The organism is Bibersteinia trehalosi (assembly GCF_004346205.1).
Classification (GTDB): domain Bacteria; phylum Pseudomonadota; class Gammaproteobacteria; order Enterobacterales; family Pasteurellaceae; genus Bibersteinia; species Bibersteinia trehalosi.
Genome location: NZ_SMAM01000005.1, coordinates 106967 through 127399, shown reverse-complemented (window position 1 = coordinate 127399; position 20433 = coordinate 106967). Strand labels below are relative to the sequence as shown.

At 37.7% G+C, this 20433-nt stretch carries 19 protein-coding genes; 18 read left to right on the top strand and 1 reads right to left on the bottom strand.

The features are described 5' to 3' along the window. The first annotated feature begins 36 nt into the window (after positions 1–36). The 4 genes from EDC51_RS06540 (at position 37) to EDC51_RS06525 (ending at position 4488) form a co-directional block, all read left to right on the top strand. Positions 37–1467 carry a glycoside hydrolase family 32 protein gene (locus EDC51_RS06540; protein ID WP_131928495.1) on the top strand — a complete coding sequence of 477 codons (1431 nt, stop codon included), beginning with the start codon at positions 37–39 and terminating at the stop codon, positions 1465–1467. A 53-nt stretch (positions 1468–1520) separates the two neighbouring features. After that, positions 1521–2537, top strand: a complete 1017-nt coding sequence (locus EDC51_RS06535; protein WP_025266743.1) for a LacI family DNA-binding transcriptional regulator — start codon at positions 1521–1523, stop codon at positions 2535–2537. 345 nt (positions 2538–2882) lie between these two features. After that, the gene (locus EDC51_RS06530) at positions 2883–4388 is read left to right on the top strand and encodes a sodium-dependent transporter (protein WP_015433346.1); all 1506 of its coding nucleotides are present in this window, start codon (positions 2883–2885) and stop codon (positions 4386–4388) included. 1 nt (position 4389) lies between these two features. Beyond that, positions 4390–4488, top strand: a complete 99-nt coding sequence (locus tag EDC51_RS06525; protein ID WP_025266744.1) for a methionine/alanine import family NSS transporter small subunit — start codon at positions 4390–4392, stop codon at positions 4486–4488. Positions 4489–4569: 81 nt separating this feature from the next. Here EDC51_RS06525 and erpA read toward each other — a convergent pair whose 3' ends face one another. Next, complete coding sequence (gene erpA / locus EDC51_RS06520; protein WP_015433345.1) at positions 4570–4911, bottom strand: iron-sulfur cluster insertion protein ErpA; 342 nt, start codon at positions 4909–4911, stop codon at positions 4570–4572. A 125-nt stretch (positions 4912–5036) separates the two neighbouring features. Here erpA and rffG point away from each other — a divergent pair, with 125 nt between their 5' ends. The 14 genes from rffG (at position 5037) to EDC51_RS06450 (ending at position 20411) form a co-directional block, all read left to right on the top strand. Then, positions 5037–6098, top strand: coding sequence for a dTDP-glucose 4,6-dehydratase (rffG, locus tag EDC51_RS06515; RefSeq protein ID WP_131928494.1), 1062 nt, complete (start codon positions 5037–5039; stop codon positions 6096–6098). Between the two features lie 8 nt (positions 6099–6106). Beyond that, on the top strand, positions 6107–6985 hold the full coding sequence (gene rfbA / locus EDC51_RS06510; protein WP_131928493.1) for a glucose-1-phosphate thymidylyltransferase RfbA: 879 nt from the start codon (positions 6107–6109) through the stop codon (positions 6983–6985). After that, entirely contained in the window at positions 6985–7857 is an 873-nt protein-coding gene (gene rfbD, locus EDC51_RS06505; RefSeq protein ID WP_131928492.1) for a dTDP-4-dehydrorhamnose reductase, read from the top strand. Before rfbA ends, rfbD begins: the two co-directional genes overlap by 1 nt. 8 nt (positions 7858–7865) lie before the next feature. Continuing rightward, the gene (rfbC, locus tag EDC51_RS06500) at positions 7866–8405 is read left to right on the top strand and encodes a dTDP-4-dehydrorhamnose 3,5-epimerase (RefSeq protein WP_015433341.1); all 540 of its coding nucleotides are present in this window, start codon (positions 7866–7868) and stop codon (positions 8403–8405) included. A gap of 11 nt (positions 8406–8416) precedes the next feature. Continuing rightward, positions 8417–9199: an ABC transporter permease gene (locus tag EDC51_RS06495; RefSeq protein ID WP_015433340.1), complete on the top strand. Its 783-nt coding sequence runs from the start codon at positions 8417–8419 to the stop codon at positions 9197–9199. A 2-nt stretch (positions 9200–9201) separates the two neighbouring features. After that, positions 9202–9954 carry an ABC transporter ATP-binding protein gene (locus EDC51_RS06490; protein ID WP_015433339.1) on the top strand — a complete coding sequence of 251 codons (753 nt, stop codon included), beginning with the start codon at positions 9202–9204 and terminating at the stop codon, positions 9952–9954. A 24-nt stretch (positions 9955–9978) separates the two neighbouring features. Then, positions 9979–12039 (top strand): glycosyltransferase family 25 protein, encoded by a 2061-nt coding sequence (locus EDC51_RS06485; RefSeq protein ID WP_131928491.1) that lies wholly within the window; start codon positions 9979–9981, stop codon positions 12037–12039. Further along, positions 12039–12959 carry a glycosyltransferase family 2 protein gene (locus tag EDC51_RS06480; RefSeq protein ID WP_015433337.1) on the top strand — a complete coding sequence of 307 codons (921 nt, stop codon included), beginning with the start codon at positions 12039–12041 and terminating at the stop codon, positions 12957–12959. Before EDC51_RS06485 ends, EDC51_RS06480 begins: the two co-directional genes overlap by 1 nt. Positions 12960–12978: 19 nt before the next feature. Continuing rightward, entirely contained in the window at positions 12979–14397 is a 1419-nt protein-coding gene (gene wbaP, locus EDC51_RS06475; RefSeq protein WP_131928490.1) for an undecaprenyl-phosphate galactose phosphotransferase WbaP, read from the top strand. Between the two features lie 79 nt (positions 14398–14476). Further along, positions 14477–15436, top strand: a complete 960-nt coding sequence (gene hemH / locus EDC51_RS06470) for a ferrochelatase (protein ID WP_131928489.1) — start codon at positions 14477–14479, stop codon at positions 15434–15436. A gap of 73 nt (positions 15437–15509) precedes the next feature. Continuing rightward, positions 15510–17534 (top strand): M13 family metallopeptidase, encoded by a 2025-nt coding sequence (locus EDC51_RS06465; protein WP_131928488.1) that lies wholly within the window; start codon positions 15510–15512, stop codon positions 17532–17534. Between the two features lie 104 nt (positions 17535–17638). After that, on the top strand, positions 17639–18856 hold the full coding sequence (gene fabB, locus EDC51_RS06460) for a beta-ketoacyl-ACP synthase I (RefSeq protein ID WP_015433333.1): 1218 nt from the start codon (positions 17639–17641) through the stop codon (positions 18854–18856). 62 nt (positions 18857–18918) lie between these two features. Then, a complete protein-coding gene (locus EDC51_RS06455) occupies positions 18919–19290 on the top strand; it encodes a cytochrome b562 (protein ID WP_025266751.1) in 372 nt (123 codons plus the stop codon). Between the two features lie 62 nt (positions 19291–19352). Continuing rightward, positions 19353–20411, top strand: a complete 1059-nt coding sequence (locus EDC51_RS06450) for an AI-2E family transporter (protein ID WP_131928487.1) — start codon at positions 19353–19355, stop codon at positions 20409–20411. The last annotated feature ends 22 nt before the right edge of the window (positions 20412–20433 follow it).

Below are 20433 nucleotides of genomic sequence, written 5' to 3'. Positions count from 1 at the left end.
TCGAAGTAAAATTGATTTTATAAGACTTAGAAACCTATGCAAATTTTCAACAACGGCAAATATAAATCACTACATGCCCAATCTGAAGGCGAATTATCCGCTATTGCGGCAACAGTAGCTCAAGATATTCATTTTCGCCCCAGCTACCATCTTACTCCGCCAACAGGCTTGCTGAATGATCCAAATGGTTTGATTTTTGATGGCGAAAAATATCACATTTTTTACCAATGGTTTCCTTATGACGCTATTCACGGAATGAAACACTGGAAACATTTTATTACCACTGATTTTCAGTCCTATATGGAAGCCGATCCACTTATTCCTGATGAAATGTTTGAGAGCCACGGTTGCTATTCAGGAGGGGCTATCTTGTGGCAGGATAAAATCGTCGCGTTTTATACGGGGAATACTCGTAGAGCGAGTGATAACCAGCGTGTACCACATCAAAATATCGCAGTTTTCAACAAAGATGGTAAATTACTAGAAAAGCGTTGCATTATTGAGCAAGCCCCTCAAGGCTATAGCGAACATGTACGTGATCCGAAGCCTTTTGTGACCAAAGACGGTAAAATCCGCTTTGTGCTTGGTGCTCAACGGGAAAACCTTACCGGCACGGCATTGTTATATGAGATGGACGATTTAAAGAGTACGCCACGTTTGCTTGGTGAGCTGGATATTAATGGCTTTGATAACCACAATGTATTTATGTGGGAATGTCCGGATTTATTCCAACTTAGCGGTAAAGATGTGTTTGTTTGGTCACCACAAGGTAAATTACGTGAAGCAACACGTTTTCAAAATAATTATCATGCGACTTATGCTCTTGGTTCATTAAATGGCTTGAGTTTCAATGTAGAACAGCTTGATGAGTTAGATTACGGCTTTGATTTCTATGCACCACAAACCGTACAAAATAGTGATCGTATTTTATTTGGTTGGGTAGGATTGCCAGATTTAACGTATCCTACCGATCGCTATAAATGGCATTCTATGCTGAGTTTGCCGCGCAAAATTGCTTTAGAAAATGGCAAAATTAAACAACAGCCCATCGTGCAATTAGCTAAAAAGCAAGCGGTCGAATTAAGCGAAAAATCTGCAATCTCAGGATTAGATAGCAGCTATTTGCAAATTTCTGTGCAAAATCAACCGCTTGAGTTGAAATTTTTTGAGAATGAACAAGGGCAGCATTTAGCATTGCGCTATGAAAATGGCGTATTAAGCTTAGATCGTTCTCATACAGAACAGACAGACTTAATGCAACAATTTGGTTCGCTACGCCATTGTGAAGTCGGTGAATTGCACACACTTGAGTGCTATTTTGATCGTTCTGTCTTAGAAATTTTTATTAATGATGGTGAAAAAGTGATGACTTCACGCTTCTTCATTGCAAATCGCTCAATACAGTTAGAGAGTTCACGCAATATTACGGCAATAGTTGCACAGATTGCACCAATCGTTTATAAATAGTGGTGTTTGAGGGCGTAATCATACGCCCTCTTTTTATGACTGAGAGTAAGAGAATGATAATAAAAAAGCGGATGACATTAAGTGACATCGCATTGCTCGCCGGGGTATCTAAAACCACTGCAAGTATGATTTTAAATGGGCAAGCGGATCAGTATCGAATTAAAGAAGAGACACGAGAGAAAGTCTTAGCAGTTGCTAAACAGTATGGCTATCGAGCTAATGCTTATGCCAAGGCTTTAAAATTACGCCGAACCAATGTGGTCGGTTTAATTATTCCTGATCTTACGAACTATGGTTTTGCAACGACCGCTAAGGGACTTGAAAAACTTTGTCGTGAAAATGGGCTGTATCTATTGATTGCTTGTTCAGATGATAATCCTCAACAAGAAAAAATGGTGATTGAACGCTTACTTGATCGCCAAGTCGATTTGTTAGTGACTGCTCCAACTCATCAGGATCCAACTTATTATAAATCAGTACAAAAGCAGACATTATTACTACAGCTTGATCGCCAAGTGCCAGATTTAGAACTCTGTTATGTAGGCAGTGCGGATAGTGAAAAAATTGCAGAATTAGTGTCGAAGATGGTTAAAAGTTACCAACTAGATGAGTTTTTTTATTTTGGTGGGCAGCTTTCTCTTTCACCGAGTAATTCACGTTTAAATGGCTTTCGTCAAGGCTTAGCGGACGCAGAATTGGTTGAAAATGCACAGTGGATTTTGCATAAAGATTATCAGCCTCATTCTGGGTATGTATTAATGCAACAAACTGTGGAGCGTTTAGGACGTTTGCCACAAGCGGTATTTACGGCGTCTTATACGATTTTGGAGGGCGTATTACGCTATCTTGCTGAACACAATTACACGGATAAATTGATTCAGCAAGAATTACATCTTGCGACCTTTGATGATCATCATTTGTTAAATGCATTACCATTCCATATTCATTCTATTTCACAAGATCATGAGCAGATTGTTACGCAATTATTTAAGCTTATTCAACAAAAATTGCAGGGTAACAAGCAAATTTATGCTGTGAAAGCTGAATGTCAGATAATTTGGCGAGAATAGTCGAAATTTTGTTAAATTATTGAGAAATTTTTAACATGAGGTTGTTCTGCATTTTATCTTTTCAGTTAGTGTAAAGAACTGCTTTGGAAAATAAATTAGAATAAAAAACCATGATTATTTAAAATTATGGTTTTTTGTTTCTAAAATTGCTTCAATGTGTCAGATTTTTAGCACTTTACATTGATAAAATAATTAGGCATAGTTTCTAACCTTGCGAATCTGTCGCAATAGGAATTCTATTTAAAATGATGAGAAGTTAGGGCTTATTTGTTAAGTTGAACCAAATGTCAATAGGTACTGACTCGTTTTAATAAATAGGTATTAACTATATTTGAGGTACTTACTGTGTCTAATTCAAATTCAAAAGCACCGAAAAGAGAAACCTTCTCTGGACGTAGTGCGTTTATTTTAGCTGCTATCGGCTCTGCTGTTGGTCTTGGCAATATCTGGCGTTTCCCTTATACCACTTATGAAAATGGTGGCGGTGCATTTATTGTGCCTTATCTAATTGCTTTATTAACCGCAGGGATTCCGCTGCTTTTCTTAGATTATGCCATCGGGCATAAACATCGTGGTGGTGCACCACTTTCTTTCCATCGTTTTGTTCCTAAATTTGAAACCTTTGGTTGGTGGCAGGTGATGATCAATGTGATTATTGGTGTTTACTATGCAGTGGTTTTAGGTTGGGCCGCGAGCTATACCTATTTCTCAATTAGCGGCGCTTGGGGAGATAAACCGGTTGATTTCTTTATTGGCGAATTCTTAAAAATGGGCGATATAGCTAATGGCGTAAGCTTTGAATTTGTTGGTATGGTAACCGGCCCATTAATTGCTGTATGGCTTGTTGCATTAGGTGTATTAGCGTTAGGGATTCAAAAAGGAATTTCTAAATCGGCAAATATCTTAATGCCGGTGTTAATCGTGATGTTTTTAACCTTAGTTGGCTACGCTTTAACCTTACCAGGGGCTGCAAAAGGCTTAGATGCACTCTTTACTCCAGATTGGTCAAAATTAACTGATCCAAGTGTGTGGATTGCCGCTTATGGTCAAATTTTCTTCTCTCTTTCTATCTGTTTTGGGATTATGATCACCTATTCTTCTTACTTGAAGAAAGACACAGATTTAACGGGGTCAGGCTTGGTAGTTGGTTTTGCTAACTCAAGTTTTGAATTGTTGGCAGGTATCGGTGTGTTTGCTGCATTAGGTTTTATGGCAACAGCAGCAGGTTCAGAGGTTAATGAAGTGGCAAAAGGCGGTATTGGCTTAGCTTTCTTTGCTTTCCCAACGATTATTAACGAAGCTCCATTTGGTACATTACTCGGTATTTTATTCTTTGGTTCATTAACCTTTGCGGCTTTAACTTCTTTCATTTCTGTTATTGAAGTTATTATCTCTGCGGTACAAGATAAATTCAATTTACGCCGTGCAAAAGCAACCTTTATGGTTGGTTTACCAATGATGTTTGTTTCTGTGATTTTATTTGGTACAACCACTGGCTTACCAATGTTAGATGTGTTCGATAAATTCGTGAATTATTTTGGTATTGTTGCGGTTGCCTTTGTTTCTTTGATCGCAATTGTAGCAAACGAAAAATTAGGCGTATTAGGTGATCATTTAAATGAAACGTCATCATTCAAAGTAGGCTTTATCTGGCGCTTATGTATTGTAGTAACCACAGGTATCCTTGCCTTTATGTTATTCAGCGAAGGAGCAAAAGTGTACTCCGAAGGCTATGAAGGTTATCCAAGTTGGTTTGTAAATACGTTTGGATGGGGTATGGCGATTGCTTTAGTCGTCGTGTCTTACTTACTTTCTCGTCTGCCATGGAAACATGAAGTAAAAGGAGCATAATATGAGTAGCGCAGCAATTATAACTATGCTTGTTGCAATGGCAATTCTTTGGGGTGGATTAGCTTTTGCAATTAAACGCTTGCCAAAAGAAGAGCAATAGTTTGCCAATTTAGTCTAAAAAGAGACCGCTTGTAGTATGTGTGATACAAGCGGTCTTTTTTGACCATTTTTTCACAAATAATTAGATGCTGAACGAAGAGCCACAGCCGCAGGTCGAACTAGCATTTGGATTTTGTACCACAAAACGGGAACCTTCTAAGCCATCGACATAATCCACTGTTGCCCCAATCAAATATTGTAAGCTCATCGGATCGACCACCAAGCCAACATTTTGATTTTCTACGGTCAAATCACCGTCATTAATTTGATCATCGAATGTAAAGCCATATTGGAAACCACTACAGCCACCGCCAGTGATATAAACACGTAAACGTAGGTTTGGATTATCTTCGCCTTCGATAAGGAACTTCACCTTGTTTGCTGCTGCATCGGTGAAAGTCAGAGGAATGTTGATATCGTTCATTTTTGTTTTAGATCAAGATTTATAAATTAGGTTATTATCTAATAATTGTTTGCCTAGGGCAATGATAGATTAAGTTTTCCTTTCTGTTATAATTCTAAAAAGTTTTTACTTTTCAAAAGGCAATTATGAAAATCCTCATCACAGGCGGTGCGGGCTTTATTGGCTCTGCAGTGGTGCGCCATATTATTAACCACACCCAAGATACAGTTATCAATCTAGATAAATTGACCTATGCAGGTAATTTGGAATCGCTTGAAAGTGTGGCTAATAGTCCTCGTTATCATTTTGAACAGGTAGATATTTGTAATCGTGCAGAGTTAGATCGTGTGTTTACTCAATATCAGCCTGATGCAGTCATGCATTTGGCGGCTGAAAGCCACGTAGATCGCTCTATTGATGGACCAGCGGCATTTATTGAAACCAATATCGTTGGTACTTACACATTATTAGAAGCTGCTCGTAACTACAGGAATGGCTTACCAGACGATAAAAAATCCGCATTCCGTTTCCACCATATTTCAACCGATGAAGTTTATGGCGATTTAGAAGGGACGGACGATCTATTCACCGAAACCACGCCTTATTCCCCGAGTAGCCCTTATTCTGCTTCAAAAGCGTCTAGCGATCATTTAGTGCGTGCATGGCTGCGTACTTATGGTTTACCAACGATTGTTACTAACTGCTCTAATAATTATGGGCCTTTCCACTTCCCTGAAAAATTGATTCCTTTAATGATTTTAAATGCAATCAGCGGTAAAAAATTACCAGTGTATGGCAATGGTATGCAAATTCGTGATTGGTTGTTTGTCGAAGATCACGCACGAGCCTTGTATAAAGTGGTTACCGAAGGGGCGGTAGGTGAAACCTACAACATTGGCGGACACAATGAAAAAGCGAACATTGAAGTAGTGCGTACCATCTGTGCCTTATTGGAAGAACTTGTACCAAACAAACCAGCAGGGGTCGCAAAATACGAAGATTTGATTACCTATGTAACAGACCGACCAGGACACGATGTGCGTTATGCGATTGATGCGGAAAAAATTGGGCGGGAACTTGGCTGGACACCACAAGAAACGTTTGAAAGCGGTATTCGTAAAACGGTGGAATGGTATTTAGCCAATGAAAACTGGTGGAAGCGTGTGTTAGACGGTTCATACAATATGGAACGTTTAGGCACAAAATAGGGGGAAAAATGAAAGGGATTATTCTCGCAGGCGGTTCTGGCACTCGCCTTTATCCGATTACTCGTGGCGTATCTAAACAGCTTTTGCCTGTTTACGATAAACCGATGATCTATTATCCACTTTCCGTGTTAATGTTAGCAGGGATTCGTGAAATTCTCATTATTACTACCCCCGAAGATAATGCCAGTTTTCACCGTTTGCTTGGTGATGGCTCAGATTTCGGTATTAAATTAGAATATGCCATTCAACCTAGCCCTGATGGTTTAGCACAGGCATTTTTAATTGGCGAAGAATTTATCGGTGATGAGAGTGTTTGCTTGGTATTAGGCGATAATATTTTCTATGGGCAAGGTTTTACTCAAACGCTACACAATGCCAAAGCCGATGCGGAACAAGGCAGAGCAACCGTATTTGGCTATCAAGTCAAAGATCCTGAGCGTTTTGGCGTGGTGGAATTTGATGAGAACTACCGTGCAGTTTCGATTGAAGAAAAACCAAGCCAACCAAAATCCGATTGGGCAGTAACAGGCTTATATTTTTACGATAATCGTGTGGTGGAATTTGCCAAACAAGTTAAACCTTCGGCACGTGGAGAGCTAGAAATTACCACCTTAAATGAAATGTATCTCAATGATGGCTCGCTTAATGTGCAAATTTTAGGACGAGGTTTTGCTTGGTTAGATACAGGCACGCACGCCAGCCTTCACGAAGCTTCTTCATTTGTGCGTACGGTGCAAAACATTCAGAATTTACAGGTAGCCTGTTTAGAAGAAATTGCGTGGCGAAATGGCTGGCTTTCATCGGAACAAGTTGAACAAATAGCCAAACCAATGAGCAAAAATGAGTATGGTCAGTATTTGTTACGCTTAATCAAAGGAAACGAATAATGGCAAAATTTTTGATTACAGGTGCAAATGGGCAAGTCGGATTTTGCTTAACGCAGCAATTGCAAGGTAAAGCAGAAGTATTAGCCGTAGATCGGGATAAATTAGATATTACCGATCGTGAGGCGGTATTTCGTACGGTTGCAGAATTTCAACCTGATGTGATTATTAACGCTGCAGCTCATACAGCGGTCGATCGTGCGGAAAGTGAAACAGCATTATCTGAAGCGATCAATGTTAATGGGGCAAAATATCTTGCCGAAGCGAGTGCGGAGATTGGTGCGTTAATGCTACATATTTCCACTGATTATGTGTTTAATGGGCAAGGCAACCAAGCTTACACAGAAGATGATCGTGTTGATCCGCAAGGTGTTTATGGCAGAACCAAACAAGCGGGTGAAATAGCGGTATTAAATGCAAACCCTAAATCGGTGATACTACGTACTGCTTGGGTGTTTGGTGAACACGGGCATAACTTTGTCAAAACAATGTTGAGATTAGGTAAGGAACGTGAAACACTTGGTGTAGTAGCCGATCAAATTGGGGCGCCAACCTATGCAGGGGATATTGCAGCGGCATTGATTGAGATTGCCAACCAAATTTTAACAGGCAAACATAATGCGTTTGGCATATACCATTTTAGCGGACAGCCTTACATCAGCTGGCACGGCTTTGCCGAAGAAATTTTCCACCAAGCTGTTTTGCAAAAAATGTTAGAAAAAGCACCGCTTGTTAATGCCATTTCAACTAGTGATTATCCAACACCTGCGAAACGTCCGGCAAATTCTCGTTTGGATTTAACGAAAATCCAACAGGCGTTTGGTATTAAACCAAGTGATTGGCGTAAAGCCTTGTTGCATTTAAAAGATTATTAGGAAAAACAATGAAAATTATTGAAACGAAAATCCCAGAAGTTAAATTATTAGAGCCACAAGTTTTCGGTGATGAACGAGGCTTTTTTATGGAAACTTTCCGAGATGAATGGTTTAAGCAAAATGTGGCAAATCGCACTTTCGTACAAGAAAATCATTCAAAATCCGTAAAAGGTGTATTACGTGGTTTACATTACCAAACAGAAAATACGCAGGGCAAATTAGTCCGAGTAGTGAGTGGAGCAGTGCTTGATGTGGCGGTGGATTTACGCAAAAGCTCACCAACTTTTGGGCAATATGTTGCTGAAATTTTATCAGCTGAAAATAAACGCCAACTTTGGGTACCCGAAGGCTTTGCACACGGTTTTTATGTGTTAAGTGATGAGGCAGAATTTGTATATAAATGCACCGATTATTACAATCCAAAAGCGGAGCATTCCTTAATTTGGAATGATCCTTCTGTGGGAATTGAATGGCATTTAGAAGGTGAGCCTAGCTTGTCTGCGAAAGATTTGGCTGGGAAAAGTTTACAGGATGCTGTAACATTTTAGGAATAAAACGAATGTTATTATCTAAATTAATTTCATCTTGGAAGTATGGTGAACTTTTAGAACAATTGGTCGTAAAAGATATAAAACTCAAATATCGCCGTAGTTATTTGGGCTATGTTTGGAGTATTCTTAACCCATTATTAATGATGATGGTATTGGTGGTTGTATTCTCTAATATTTTCCGTTTTGATATTCCCAATTTCCCAGTTTATCTTCTTGCAGGTCAAGTTATTTTTGGCTTTATGGCAGAAGCAACAAATAGCTCTGCAAATGCTATTGTTGAAAATGCACCTTTATTAAAGAAGACCTATTTACCTAAATATATATTTACGCTATCAAAAGTCACTAGTGCATTAGTGAATTTTTTATTTTCTTTGATCGCATTATTTATTGTTGTTATATTTAGCGATGTAGAAATTAGCTGGAGTTTATTGTTTTTCCCTATTGTTATAGTACAGTTATATATTTTTAGTTTAGGACTAAGTTTCGTTCTATCTACTATTTCTGTGTTTTTTCGAGATATACAATATCTCTGGAATGTATTTGTTACAATGTGGATGTATCTAACGCCAATTTTCTATCCAGTGAGTATTATTCCTGATAGTTACCGTAACTTATATACAGCTTTAAACCCTATGTATCATTATCTTTTTCAATTTAGAGAGATAGTTTTATATGGTAATGCCTTATGTATGTTTGATATATTTTGTGGTTTAACAATTTCAGTTTTGGTATTCATTATAGGGTTGTTTGTTTTTAGTAGAAAACAGGATGAGTTTATTTTATATATATAATTATGGATAAAGATATTGTAATTGATGTAAGTAATGCTTCAGTTATTTTTAATAAGTCTTCGGAAAATGTAACTGGCTTGAAAGAATATGTAATAAAACTGTTAAAAAAAGAGCTGATGTTTGAAGAGTTTTATGCTTTAAAAGATATTAACTTCCAAGTAAAAAAAGGGGAGTCTTGGGGGTTGATCGGTACAAATGGCTCAGGTAAGTCTACTTTATTAAAATTAATTTGTGGTATATTAAAGCCCTCTAGAGGCAATGTTAATATTACTGGAAATATTTCTCCTTTGATTGAATTAGGAGCAGGTTTTAATTGGGACCTGACCGCTAGGGAAAATATTTATCTAAATGGTGTGATACTGGGATACAGTAAAAAATTTATTCAAGAAAAATTTGATGAAATAGTTGAATTTGCAGAGCTAAAAGATTTTTTAGATATGCCAATTAAAAATTTCTCGTCAGGTATGGCTGCACGTTTGGGTTTTTCTATTGCCACAGTTGTAAAACCAGAAATTCTTATTGTTGATGAGGTTTTAGCGGTTGGAGATATTGCTTTTCAGCAAAAATGTCAAAAACGAATGGAAGCTATGTTAGCTGATGGTACTACATTACTATTTGTTTCTCATACGGCGGATCAAGTGAAAGAGCTGTGTCAAAATGCAATATGGTTAGATAAAGGGTGTGTAAAAGAGATTGGCTTTACGGATACCGTATTACAATCTTATCACCATTATTTAGGTGTCGTTAATTCTTAAATTATTATATCCAAGGTTATTTAAATGGAAAAACAAAATTTGCCTAAGTCTAATTCTGATATGGAAATGTATTTAATATCACAATTAAAAGATAAATATGAAGAGATTTCTAATTTAAAAGAGAAGTTTATGCATAGCAATCAAAATAATAGATTACTAAAGCATAGTTATCAACAAAAGAAAAAAGAGTTTGAAATAGAGGTAAGATCTAAACAAGAAGAAATTATTACCTTAGGGCATAAAGTAGAATTATTAGCACAAGTTAATGCTAATCTGCATGCTGATGTACGATCTTTGAGAGCAACAATTGCTTTATTTGAAAATAGTCTTTCTTGGAAAATAACAAGACCGCTAAGAATAATGATGAAGATCATAAAAAAATCTCTTTCATTATTATCTAGAATTGCTAAAGAGCCTAGCCTTATTAAGAAAGGAATTATTGCGACTAAAAAATACGGTGTTAAGTATGCAATTAATAAAGTGTTAAATATTACTAGAGATGTGAATAATCGTGTATCAGTAAATAAAGCTGTATTTGAACTACATAAACAGAGACAGATTTATATCTTAACAACAAAGCATTGTTTTTTCATAGCGAAATTAATTCAGGAAAATTTGAACAAATTAAATATATCCTCTGATATTGTTTATGGTAAGCCTGTAAATGGATTTGGTGATGGTATACATTTTGTTATCTGCCCACAGATGTTTGATGAGTTACCGAGCGTTTATATTGCCTTTCAATTAGAACAATCAGTCAGCTCTCGCTGGTTTACAGATAATTATATTCGTACGTTAGAGAATTCTTATGCCATCTTTGATTATTCTTTAGAAAATATCAAGTTTTTACAATCTAAAGGATTATATTATCAACAAATTTATTTTATGCCTTTAGCTTATAATGCTTATTACGCAGAAGATTATATAAGTTCAGATAAAGAAGAGTATGATGTTTTATTTTATGGGGATATAAATAATGAACGTCGTAAGAAATTTATTGAAAATCTATCTAAGAAATTTAAAGTAAAAATAGTTAAAGATGTTTTTGGAGAGGAGCTTTATAAAGAGCTAAATAAGGCAAAAGTTATTGTGAATATTCATTATTATGAAGGGGCTTTGTTAGAAACAACCCGTTTATATGAGTGTCTTTCTTTGAATAAGCTAATAGTTTCAGAAACAAGTTCAGATATTGATAAACATAAAGATATGCAAAAATGTATTGATTTCATTGAAGTTGGCGATGTTGATGCTATGTGTGAGAGAGTTGACTTTTGGCTTAAAAATGATGAAAAACGTAAAGAACAGATTCGATTTAATATTGATTATTTAAATCAATCTCCGAATTGGTTTGAGTATTATTTTATGCGTTTTATGCTAGCAAATGATTGGATTGACTTTGAAAAATTCTATGAAATTGCTGGTCGCCATATTCATTTTGATACTGACTTTATCTGTTTAGGATTACCTGAATCAGTAGATCGTGTTACTGATTTCGAAAAAGATAACCACTATAACATTCAGTTATTCCCGGGGTTGAGGCATAAAAAAGGCTGGATTGGTTGTGGAATGAGCTATAAGTTTATGCTTAAAAAAGCTCAAGAACAAAAAATAAAACAAATTACGATTTGTGAAGATGATGTTGAGTTTAAACAAGGCTTTGAACAGAAATATAGCCAAATTAAGGACTACTTGAATAGTAAGAATGATTGGGATGTTTTTTCAGGATTGATTGCTGATTTACATAGTAATGTAAAAATATTAACTATAGAAAATAGTAACGGTAATGCCTATATTCACCTTGATAAAATGACAAGTATGGTCTTCAATATTTATTCAGAGAAGTTTTATCCTAAATTATTGGCTTGGGATGAAAAAAATCATAATGTTGAAGAAAATGCGGTAGATCGTTTTATCGAAAATACTGTGGAATGTATAACAATTACGACTAACCCATATTTAGTCGGACATAAAGAAGATTTACATTCAACATTATGGGGTGCGAATAATTCTATTTATTCAGAAATGATTAAAACAAGTGAAAGAAAATTGTCTGAGAAGATAAAGAATTTTAATCATAAAGTGTAATGATAGCATTTAATTTAATTATTCCAACTTACAATGCGGGTTCTCTTTGGAAAACTTGGATCAATCGTTATCAATCACAATCGCTGAAAGCAAATAAAGTAATTGTGATTGATTCGTCATCTACAGACAATACCGCCATGCTTGCTAAGCAAGCGGGCTTTTTTGTGCATAAAATTGCAAAATTAGATTTTAATCACGGTGGAACTCGGGATTTAGCAGTACAGTTTGCTGATCCGCAGTGTGAGATTTTGGTGTTTATGACTCAAGATGCACTACTTGCCGATGAGAATGCGTTAGAAAACTTACTTAAACCGTTTGAAGATCCTCAAGTGGCAGCAGTTTGTGGACGACAGCTTCCACACTCCGATGCCAATCCGTTGGCTGCTCACGCACGGTTGTTTAATTATCCGTCTGAAAGTCGAATAAAAACAAAAGAGGATATTGCTGATTTAGGTATCAAAACGGTATTTATGTCAAATTCTTTTGCTGCGTATCGTAAAAGTGTTTTTAAGCAGTTAGGTGGTTTTCCCAGAAATACCATTCTTGCTGAAGATATGTATTTAAGTGCTAAAATGATTTTAGCTGGCTTTAAAGTTGCTTATTGTGCAAAAGCTGTTGTGCAGCATTCTCACAATTATACTCTTAAACAAGAGTTTCAGCGTTATTTTGATACGGGGGTTTTCCAAGCTTGTGAGCCGTGGATTGGGCGGCAATTTGGTAACGCTAGTAGTGAAGGTAAAAAATTTGTCTGTTCTGAATTAGGCTATTTAGCTAGAAATGCACCGCTTTGGTTACCTAAAGCATTCTGTTCAACCCTTTGTAAATATATTGGATTCAAGCTAGGTTTACATTGGAAAAAACTTCCTTCTACTTGGAGGCAGAAGTTAAGCATGCATGGTTTTTATTGGGAATGGAAATGATAGTGGGTATAAAAATACGATGAAAAAGCAAATTTATTCAAAATATATTTTAGCACTCACAGATCTTTGTTTTTTTACCTTGTCATTGCTGTTAAGCATTATACTTTTATTTTATATATCGAATGATTTTGAAACCTATGTGCCTTTAAATGAAGTTTCAGATAGGCTAGCAATTCATTTTTCGTTAGTCTGTTTTGGTGTACTATGGTTCTGGCTACGCCTACGTCATTACACCTATCGTAAACCCTTCTGGTTTGAACTTAAAGAGATCTTACGTACCTTGCTTATTCTTGCTGTTATGGAATTGGCAATTATTGGCTTCTCTAAGCTCTATTTTTCTCGTTATTTATGGGCAATGGTTTGGTTAATCTCTTTCATTTTAGTACCACTTGGGCGGATTTATTTGAAAAAGTGGCTAATTAAGCGAAAATTCTATCTGAAAAAAACAATCATCATAGGCGGTGGTGAAAATGCAATAGATGCTTATCGCGCATTGCAAAGTGAACCTTATTTAGGTTTGAATGTAAAATATTTTGTTTCAGATAAGCCATCAATTGAGCTTTCAAAACTAGGTATTCCCGTTATCCAGAATTTTGAAAAGGGTCTGTGGAAATTAGTTAGCGATAAATCGGATCAATTTATTATTGCACTAGATGATAATGATGTAGAAGAGAGGGATAAATGGTTACGCTATCTTTCTAAACAGAATTATCGCTCTGTCTCCGTGATTCCAAGCTTGCGTGGGTTGCCACTTTATAGCACAGATATGTCTTTTTTATTTAGCTATGATGTGATTTTGCTTCGTATTAATCATAACCTTGCAAAGCGTTCTTCTCGCTTAATTAAACGTAGTGTAGATATTGTTTTATCTAGTGTTGGTTTAGTTATTCTTGCTCCACTATTTGTATGGTTAGCGGTAAAAATTCGTCAAGATGGTGGCAAAGCGATTTATGAGCATAAGCGTATTGGGCAAAATGGCAAAATATTTTCTTGTTTAAAATTCCGCACAATGGTGCTAAATTCTGAAGAGGTTTTGCAAAATTTATTGAGAAATGACCCGCTTGCAAAAGCAGAGTGGGAGCGAGATTTTAAATTAAAAGATGATCCAAGAATAACTCCTATTGGATATTTCTTACGCCGTACGAGTCTAGATGAGCTACCTCAGCTATGGAATGTGCTAAAGGGAGATATGAGCCTAGTTGGTCCTCGTCCTGTCGTTAAAGAAGAGCTTGCCCGCTATCACGATGAGGTGGAGTATTATTTAATGGCAAAACCTGGAATGACCGGTCTGTGGCAAGTGAGTGGTCGGAATGATGTAGATTATGCTAAACGAGTTTATTTTGATACGTGGTACGTAAAAAATTGGTCACTTTGGAATGATGTAGTGATTTTATTTAAGACAATGACTATTCTTATAACAAAGAAAGGCGCATATTAAGCTTATTTTGATAAATAGCCTGCTTGCTGGAAATTCACTATAATAGGTTTGTGAATAGCAATTATAAGGAATTTCTAGCATGAGAAATGAAAGAATTGGTGTACTGTTAGCGAATTTAGGTACGCCAGATGAGCCTACCACGCCAGCGGTTAAACGCTATCTTAAGCAATTTTTGAGTGATCCTCGAGTTATTGATCTGCCTAAATTGAAATGGCAGCTTATCTTAAATCTTTTTGTTTTACCTAAACGTTCGCCGAAAGTAGCAAAAGCTTACAAAGGTATCTGGACAGAGCAGGGCTCACCATTGTTAGCTATTTCCCGCCAACAGCAAAGATCTCTCCAAACTTATTTTCATGCTAAAGGCAAAGATGTTGTGGTGGAATTAGGTATGAGTTATGGCTCTCCAAGCATTGAAAGCGCGGTTTCCAATCTGTTACAGCAAAATGTTGAGAGAATCATTGTATTACCGCTTTATCCTCAATACAGCTCAAGCACGACTGCTTCGGTGTTTGATGCTTTTGCCCGAGGACAAGCGCAGCATAAGAAAATGGTGCCGTTTGAATTTATTCATAATTACCACAATCACCCACTTTACATTAAAGCCTTAGCCAATAGCGTGCAATTAGCAGAAGATGAGTTATTACTCTTTTCATTCCATGGTATTCCGCAGCGTTATGCGGCGGAAGGCGATTGTTACCCTGAACATTGTCAAACCACGGCTAAGCTAGTGGCAAAAGAATTGGGATTGCATGAAAAGCAGTGGTTTATGTCGTTTCAATCTCGCTTTGGCGATGAAGTTTGGCTACAACCGTATACTGATGAAACATTAATGCACTTTCCTCTCGAAGGGGTGAAAAAGGTGGCGGTGATTTGCCCTGGATTTGCGGCAGATTGCCTTGAAACAATTGAAGAAATTGCCGAAGAAAATAAAGAAAACTTTATCCATGCAGGTGGGGAAAGCTATCGTTATATTGAAGCATTAAATGCGAAAGCTGATCATATCAAGTTACTGGTAAGTTTAATTGAAGAGAAAATCTAAATTTAAGCGCGCTACGATCACGATCATTTTACAACTATGCGGTGATAATGGTGCGCTTGTTATAGGAGCAAGCATGAAAAAATTATTCATTTCCCTCATTTCATTGGCAGTCTTGAGCGCTTGTCATGGCACAAAAACATATCAAAGTACATTAACTGAAGGTATGGATGACAATGTTGCTCCACAGCATGATTTTTATCGTTATGTAAATGGTAAGTGGCAAGAAAGTGCTCAAATTCCGGCTGATCGTACCTCGTGGGGGACGTTAGCCGAGTTGAATGAAATTAATGAAAAACGCGCTATTACGTTGTTACAAGCGGTGATTTCTGAGCCAAAATTTGCAAAAGATCCGCGTGCTATGCGTTTAAATGCACTCTATCAAACTTATACCGATTTAGAAACTAGAGAACAATTAGGGCTTGCCCCAATTCAGTCCGAGTTGGCAAAAATCGACCAAATTAAAACATTGGCGGATTTAAATCATTACCTCATTGAGGAGACCAAACAAGGTAACGAAATGCTATTTGGCTGGTCGGTATTTGCACATCTCAAAAATTCGCGCCAAAACGCTATCTATTTTAGTAATCAAGATTTAGTTTTAAGCAATGATTACTATCAAAAAGATACACCGGAAAATCGACAGACGCTCAAGCTCTATCAAGACTATATTGCACAAATGCTGCGTTTTATTGGTGAAAAACAGGCAACGCAAAAAGCCAAAGCGATAGTTGCTTTTGAGAAGCTAATTGCGCAAAGTTTATTCACAAATGAAGAAGGTCGCGATATTGAAAAACGCTATAACCCTTACTCTATGGATGAATTGGCTACACTAAGCAAAAATATTAACCTTGCTGATTATTTACATGCTGTGGGGGTAGAAACGGATGAGGTGATTGTATGGGAGCCTCGCTGGATCAAGCGGTTTGATTCTTTGATTAATTTGCAAAATTTAGCGGTGATCAAAGATTATTTACGTTTTCGGACAATTTCTGATGCCGCGCCTTATTTAAATAAAGCGCTAGACGATGCCAGTTTTACTTTTTTTGGCAAAAAATTAGTGGGACAGCAACAGCAGCGTTCACTAGAAAAGCGGGCATTGAGTTTGATTAACGGGCAAATTGGACAAGAGTTTGCGCAATTCTATGTGGACAAGTTTTTCCCTGTAAGAGCTAAACAAGATTTAAATGAAATGGCTGGTTATTTGGTTAAAGCTTATCATCAACGGATTGATAATTTAGCTTGGATGTCAGAAACCACTAAGCAGAAAGCGAAAACGAAATTAGATAAATTTATTGTAGAAGTGGGCTATCCAAATAAATGGAAAGACTACAGCCAGTTGAGTTTGAAAACAACAGAGCAAGGCGGTAATCTTTATCAAAATTTGCAAGAAATTGCAAAATGGAACTATCAGGATGCTTTACGCAAAGTTGGAAAGCCAGTAGATTTATACGAATGGGGCATGTTGCCGCAAGTAGTCAATGCTTCTTATAGCCCATTGATGAATCGTATTGTCTTCCCTGCTGGGATTTTACAAGCGCCACTATATGATATTCATGCAGATCCTGCGGTAAATTTTGGTGCTATAGGGGCGATTATTGGGCATGAAATTACCCATGGTTTTGATGATAGTGGCTCAAAATTTGATGGTGATGGCAATCTTACTGATTGGTGGACAACAGAAGATCGTCAAAAATTTGAAAAACTTGCCGATCAATTAGTTGAGCAATTTAACCAATTTGAAGTTGCCCCAAAAGTGTTTGTGAATGGCCGCTTTACCTTAGGTGAAAATATTGCTGATTTAGGTGGTTTGAGCATTGCTTATGATGCTTTAAAACTGTATGAGCAAGATCATGGGCAAGTACCATTGATTGAAAATCTAACCCAAGATCAACGATTTTTTATGAGCTGGACACGCTCATGGCGCAACAAAGCTACGGTACAAGCGCTTACTCACCAAGTAAAAAGTGATCCTCATGCACCTGGGCAATTTCGTGCGTTTGCCCCAATTCTAAATATTCATGGTTTTCACAATGCATTCGCAACTAAACAGGGGGATGCAATGTTTAAACCGATTAATCAACGTATTCAAATTTGGTAAAAAACTGCTCGGATCTGCCCGCTTGTGACCATTTATCGGTTCAGGCTGGGCGGAAAATCGGGTAGAATAGCTAAGTTTTTAATCTTTAAGAAAGGATATCCAGAATGAAAAGAGTGGTGATCACAGGCTTAGGCGTGATTTCAAGTATTGGTAACAACAAACAAGAAGTGTTGGAATCTCTCAAGGCGGGTAAATCAGGGATTGAATTTGTACCAGAATTCGCTGAAGTTGGTATGCGTAGCCAAGTTGCAGGAACAATCAAATTAAACCCAGCGGAACTTATCGATCGTAAAGTGTATCGTTTCATGGGGGATGCAGCAGCTTACGCGTATTTGTCAATGAAAGAAGCCATTGCTGATTCTGGTTTAACCGAAGAACAGGTTTCTCATGAACGTACCGGCTTGGTGATTGGCGCAGGAACAGGTTCTGCACATAGCCAATTAGTGGCATGTGATGCAGTTCGTGGTCCACGAGGCGTAAAAGCTGTGGGGCCTTATGCAGTAACTAAAACCATGGCATCAAGTGTGTCTGCTTGTTTAGCAACACCATATAAAATCAAAGGCGTGAACTACTCTATTAGTTCTGCTTGTGCGACTTCAGCACACTGTATTGGGCATGCCATGGAGCTGATCCAATTAGGTAAGCAAGATGTTGTTTTCGCAGGTGGTGCGGAAGAACTTTCTTGGGAATGTGCAACAGAATTTGATGCAATGGGTGCAGTTTCAACTAAATATAATGATACTCCAAGCAAAGCAAGCCGTGCTTATGATGCTAATCGTGACGGTTTTGTGATTGCTGGCGGCGGTGCAGTTGTTGTTGTAGAAGAGCTTGAGCATGCCTTAGCGCGCGGAGCTAAAATTTATGCTGAAATTGTTGGTTATGGTGCGACCTCTGACGGTTATGACATGGTTGCACCGAGCGGTGAAGGTGCAGAGCGTTGTATGCGCCAAGCCTTAGCAACGGTTAATGGTGAAATTGAGTACATCAATGTGCATGGTACTTCAACACCTGTGGGTGATGTGAAAGAGTTAGGCGCGATTCGCAATGTATTTGGTGAGCAGAAACCTGCAATTTCATCAACTAAATCAATGACAGGGCACTCACTAGGTGCAGCAGGTGCGCATGAAGCTATTTATTCATTGTTGATGTTAGAACACGGCTTTATTGCACCAAGTATCAATATTGAGACTCTAGATGAACAAGCCGAAGGTTTGAATATTGTCACCGAGCGCCAAGATAAAGCGCTCACAACAGTGATGTCAAATAGCTTTGGTTTTGGTGGTACTAACGCCTGCTTAGTGTTCCAAAAATATCAAGGTTAATTTTAATTACGAATGATTTAAAGCGTAGGCAGAAGTCTACGCTTTTTGTTATGTTGGAGTGTATGATGAAATTAAGACAGCTTTTTGCTTTATTGATGTTAGGTCTAGCAAGTTTTGCTAGCGCGAATGTATCGATGGAAATGTTTCAAATGAATCGTCAAGTTGGTGGTTTGATTAATGCCACTTCAGTAGAAGCTTTCCAACAAAGTGCAACAGATTTTGTTAAAGCCGCAAATGAAGCTCGTGAAAAAATGCCAAGAAGCCTGATTGATGAGCCTGAGCGTTTTGAAGGTTACCAAAAGGCGATGGATGAAGTGATTGATATCGTCATGACAGCCTATGAGTTGGCGGGGCAGGGTAAACTTGAGGAAGCGAAAGCGCTTGCAAGTAAGTTAAACCAGCTTAAAAAGCAGTATCATACTGAATATAAATAGTTTACAAGCGGTCGATTTTTGTAAAAAATGTGCAAAGATCTCCTGCTTATTTAATATTCTATATGCAACAAACTTCTTTAACCCGTGTTTTTGTGGCGATGGCTGCAATCGTGATTATTTTAGCTGGCGTAAAATTGGCATCTGAAATAGTGATCCCTTTCTTACTCTCGCTATTTATTGCGATCATCTGTTCTCCGATTATTCAAGCAATGACTGCGCGGAAAATCCCGCTTTGGCTGGCAATCTCTCTACTTCTTGTACTGTTTGGTACGGTGTTTATGTTTTTAGCCGGTTTAGTCAATAGTGCTGTGCGCGAGTTTAGCGCCTCGATTCCTCAATATAAACTCTTACTCTTAGAGCGTTTAACTACCTTAATGCAGCTGGCACAACGTTGGGATATCCCGCTTGCCCTATCGCGTGAGCAAATTTTAGATCTGTTTGACCCGAGCATTATTATGAATTTTGTTAGCCGCTTGTTATTAAGCTTTTCAAGCGTGGTCACCAATATTCTGATTTTGCTGTTAGTGGTTGTGTTTATGTTATTTGAAGCTCCAACAGCAAAACATAAATTGGCTGTTGCATTAGGTGGGCGTGGGCAGAGTATTAATGCCAAGGAGAACCATATTGATCGTGTATTGCAAGGCATCATTAATTACCTTGGTGTGAAAACAGTCATTAGTTTGACTACCGGAATTGCTATTTGGATATTGCTTGAAATCTTCGGGGTGCAATACGCAGTATTGTGGGCAACCTTAAGTTTTTTATTTAATTACATTCCCAATATCGGCTCTTTTATCGCGGGTGTACCGATTGTGGTGCAAGCATTGCTACTCAATGGGTTTTCAATCGGTTTTGGTGTGCTGATTGGGGTAGTTGCAATAAATATGCTGATTGGCAATGTGATTGAGCCCCGTATGATGGGCAGACGCTTGGGGCTTTCGACCTTGGTGGTATTCCTTTCTTTGCTCTTTTGGGGGTGGTTACTCGGTACTGTCGGCATGTTACTTTCCGTACCCCTGACCATGGCATTAAAAATTGCATTAGAATCCAGCCCTAGTACGCTTCGTTACGCAGGGCTATTGGGCGATGTTCCTGAAGAACTGAGTGAACAAGCGGATTAAATTTGTGTAAAAAATGCAAAAG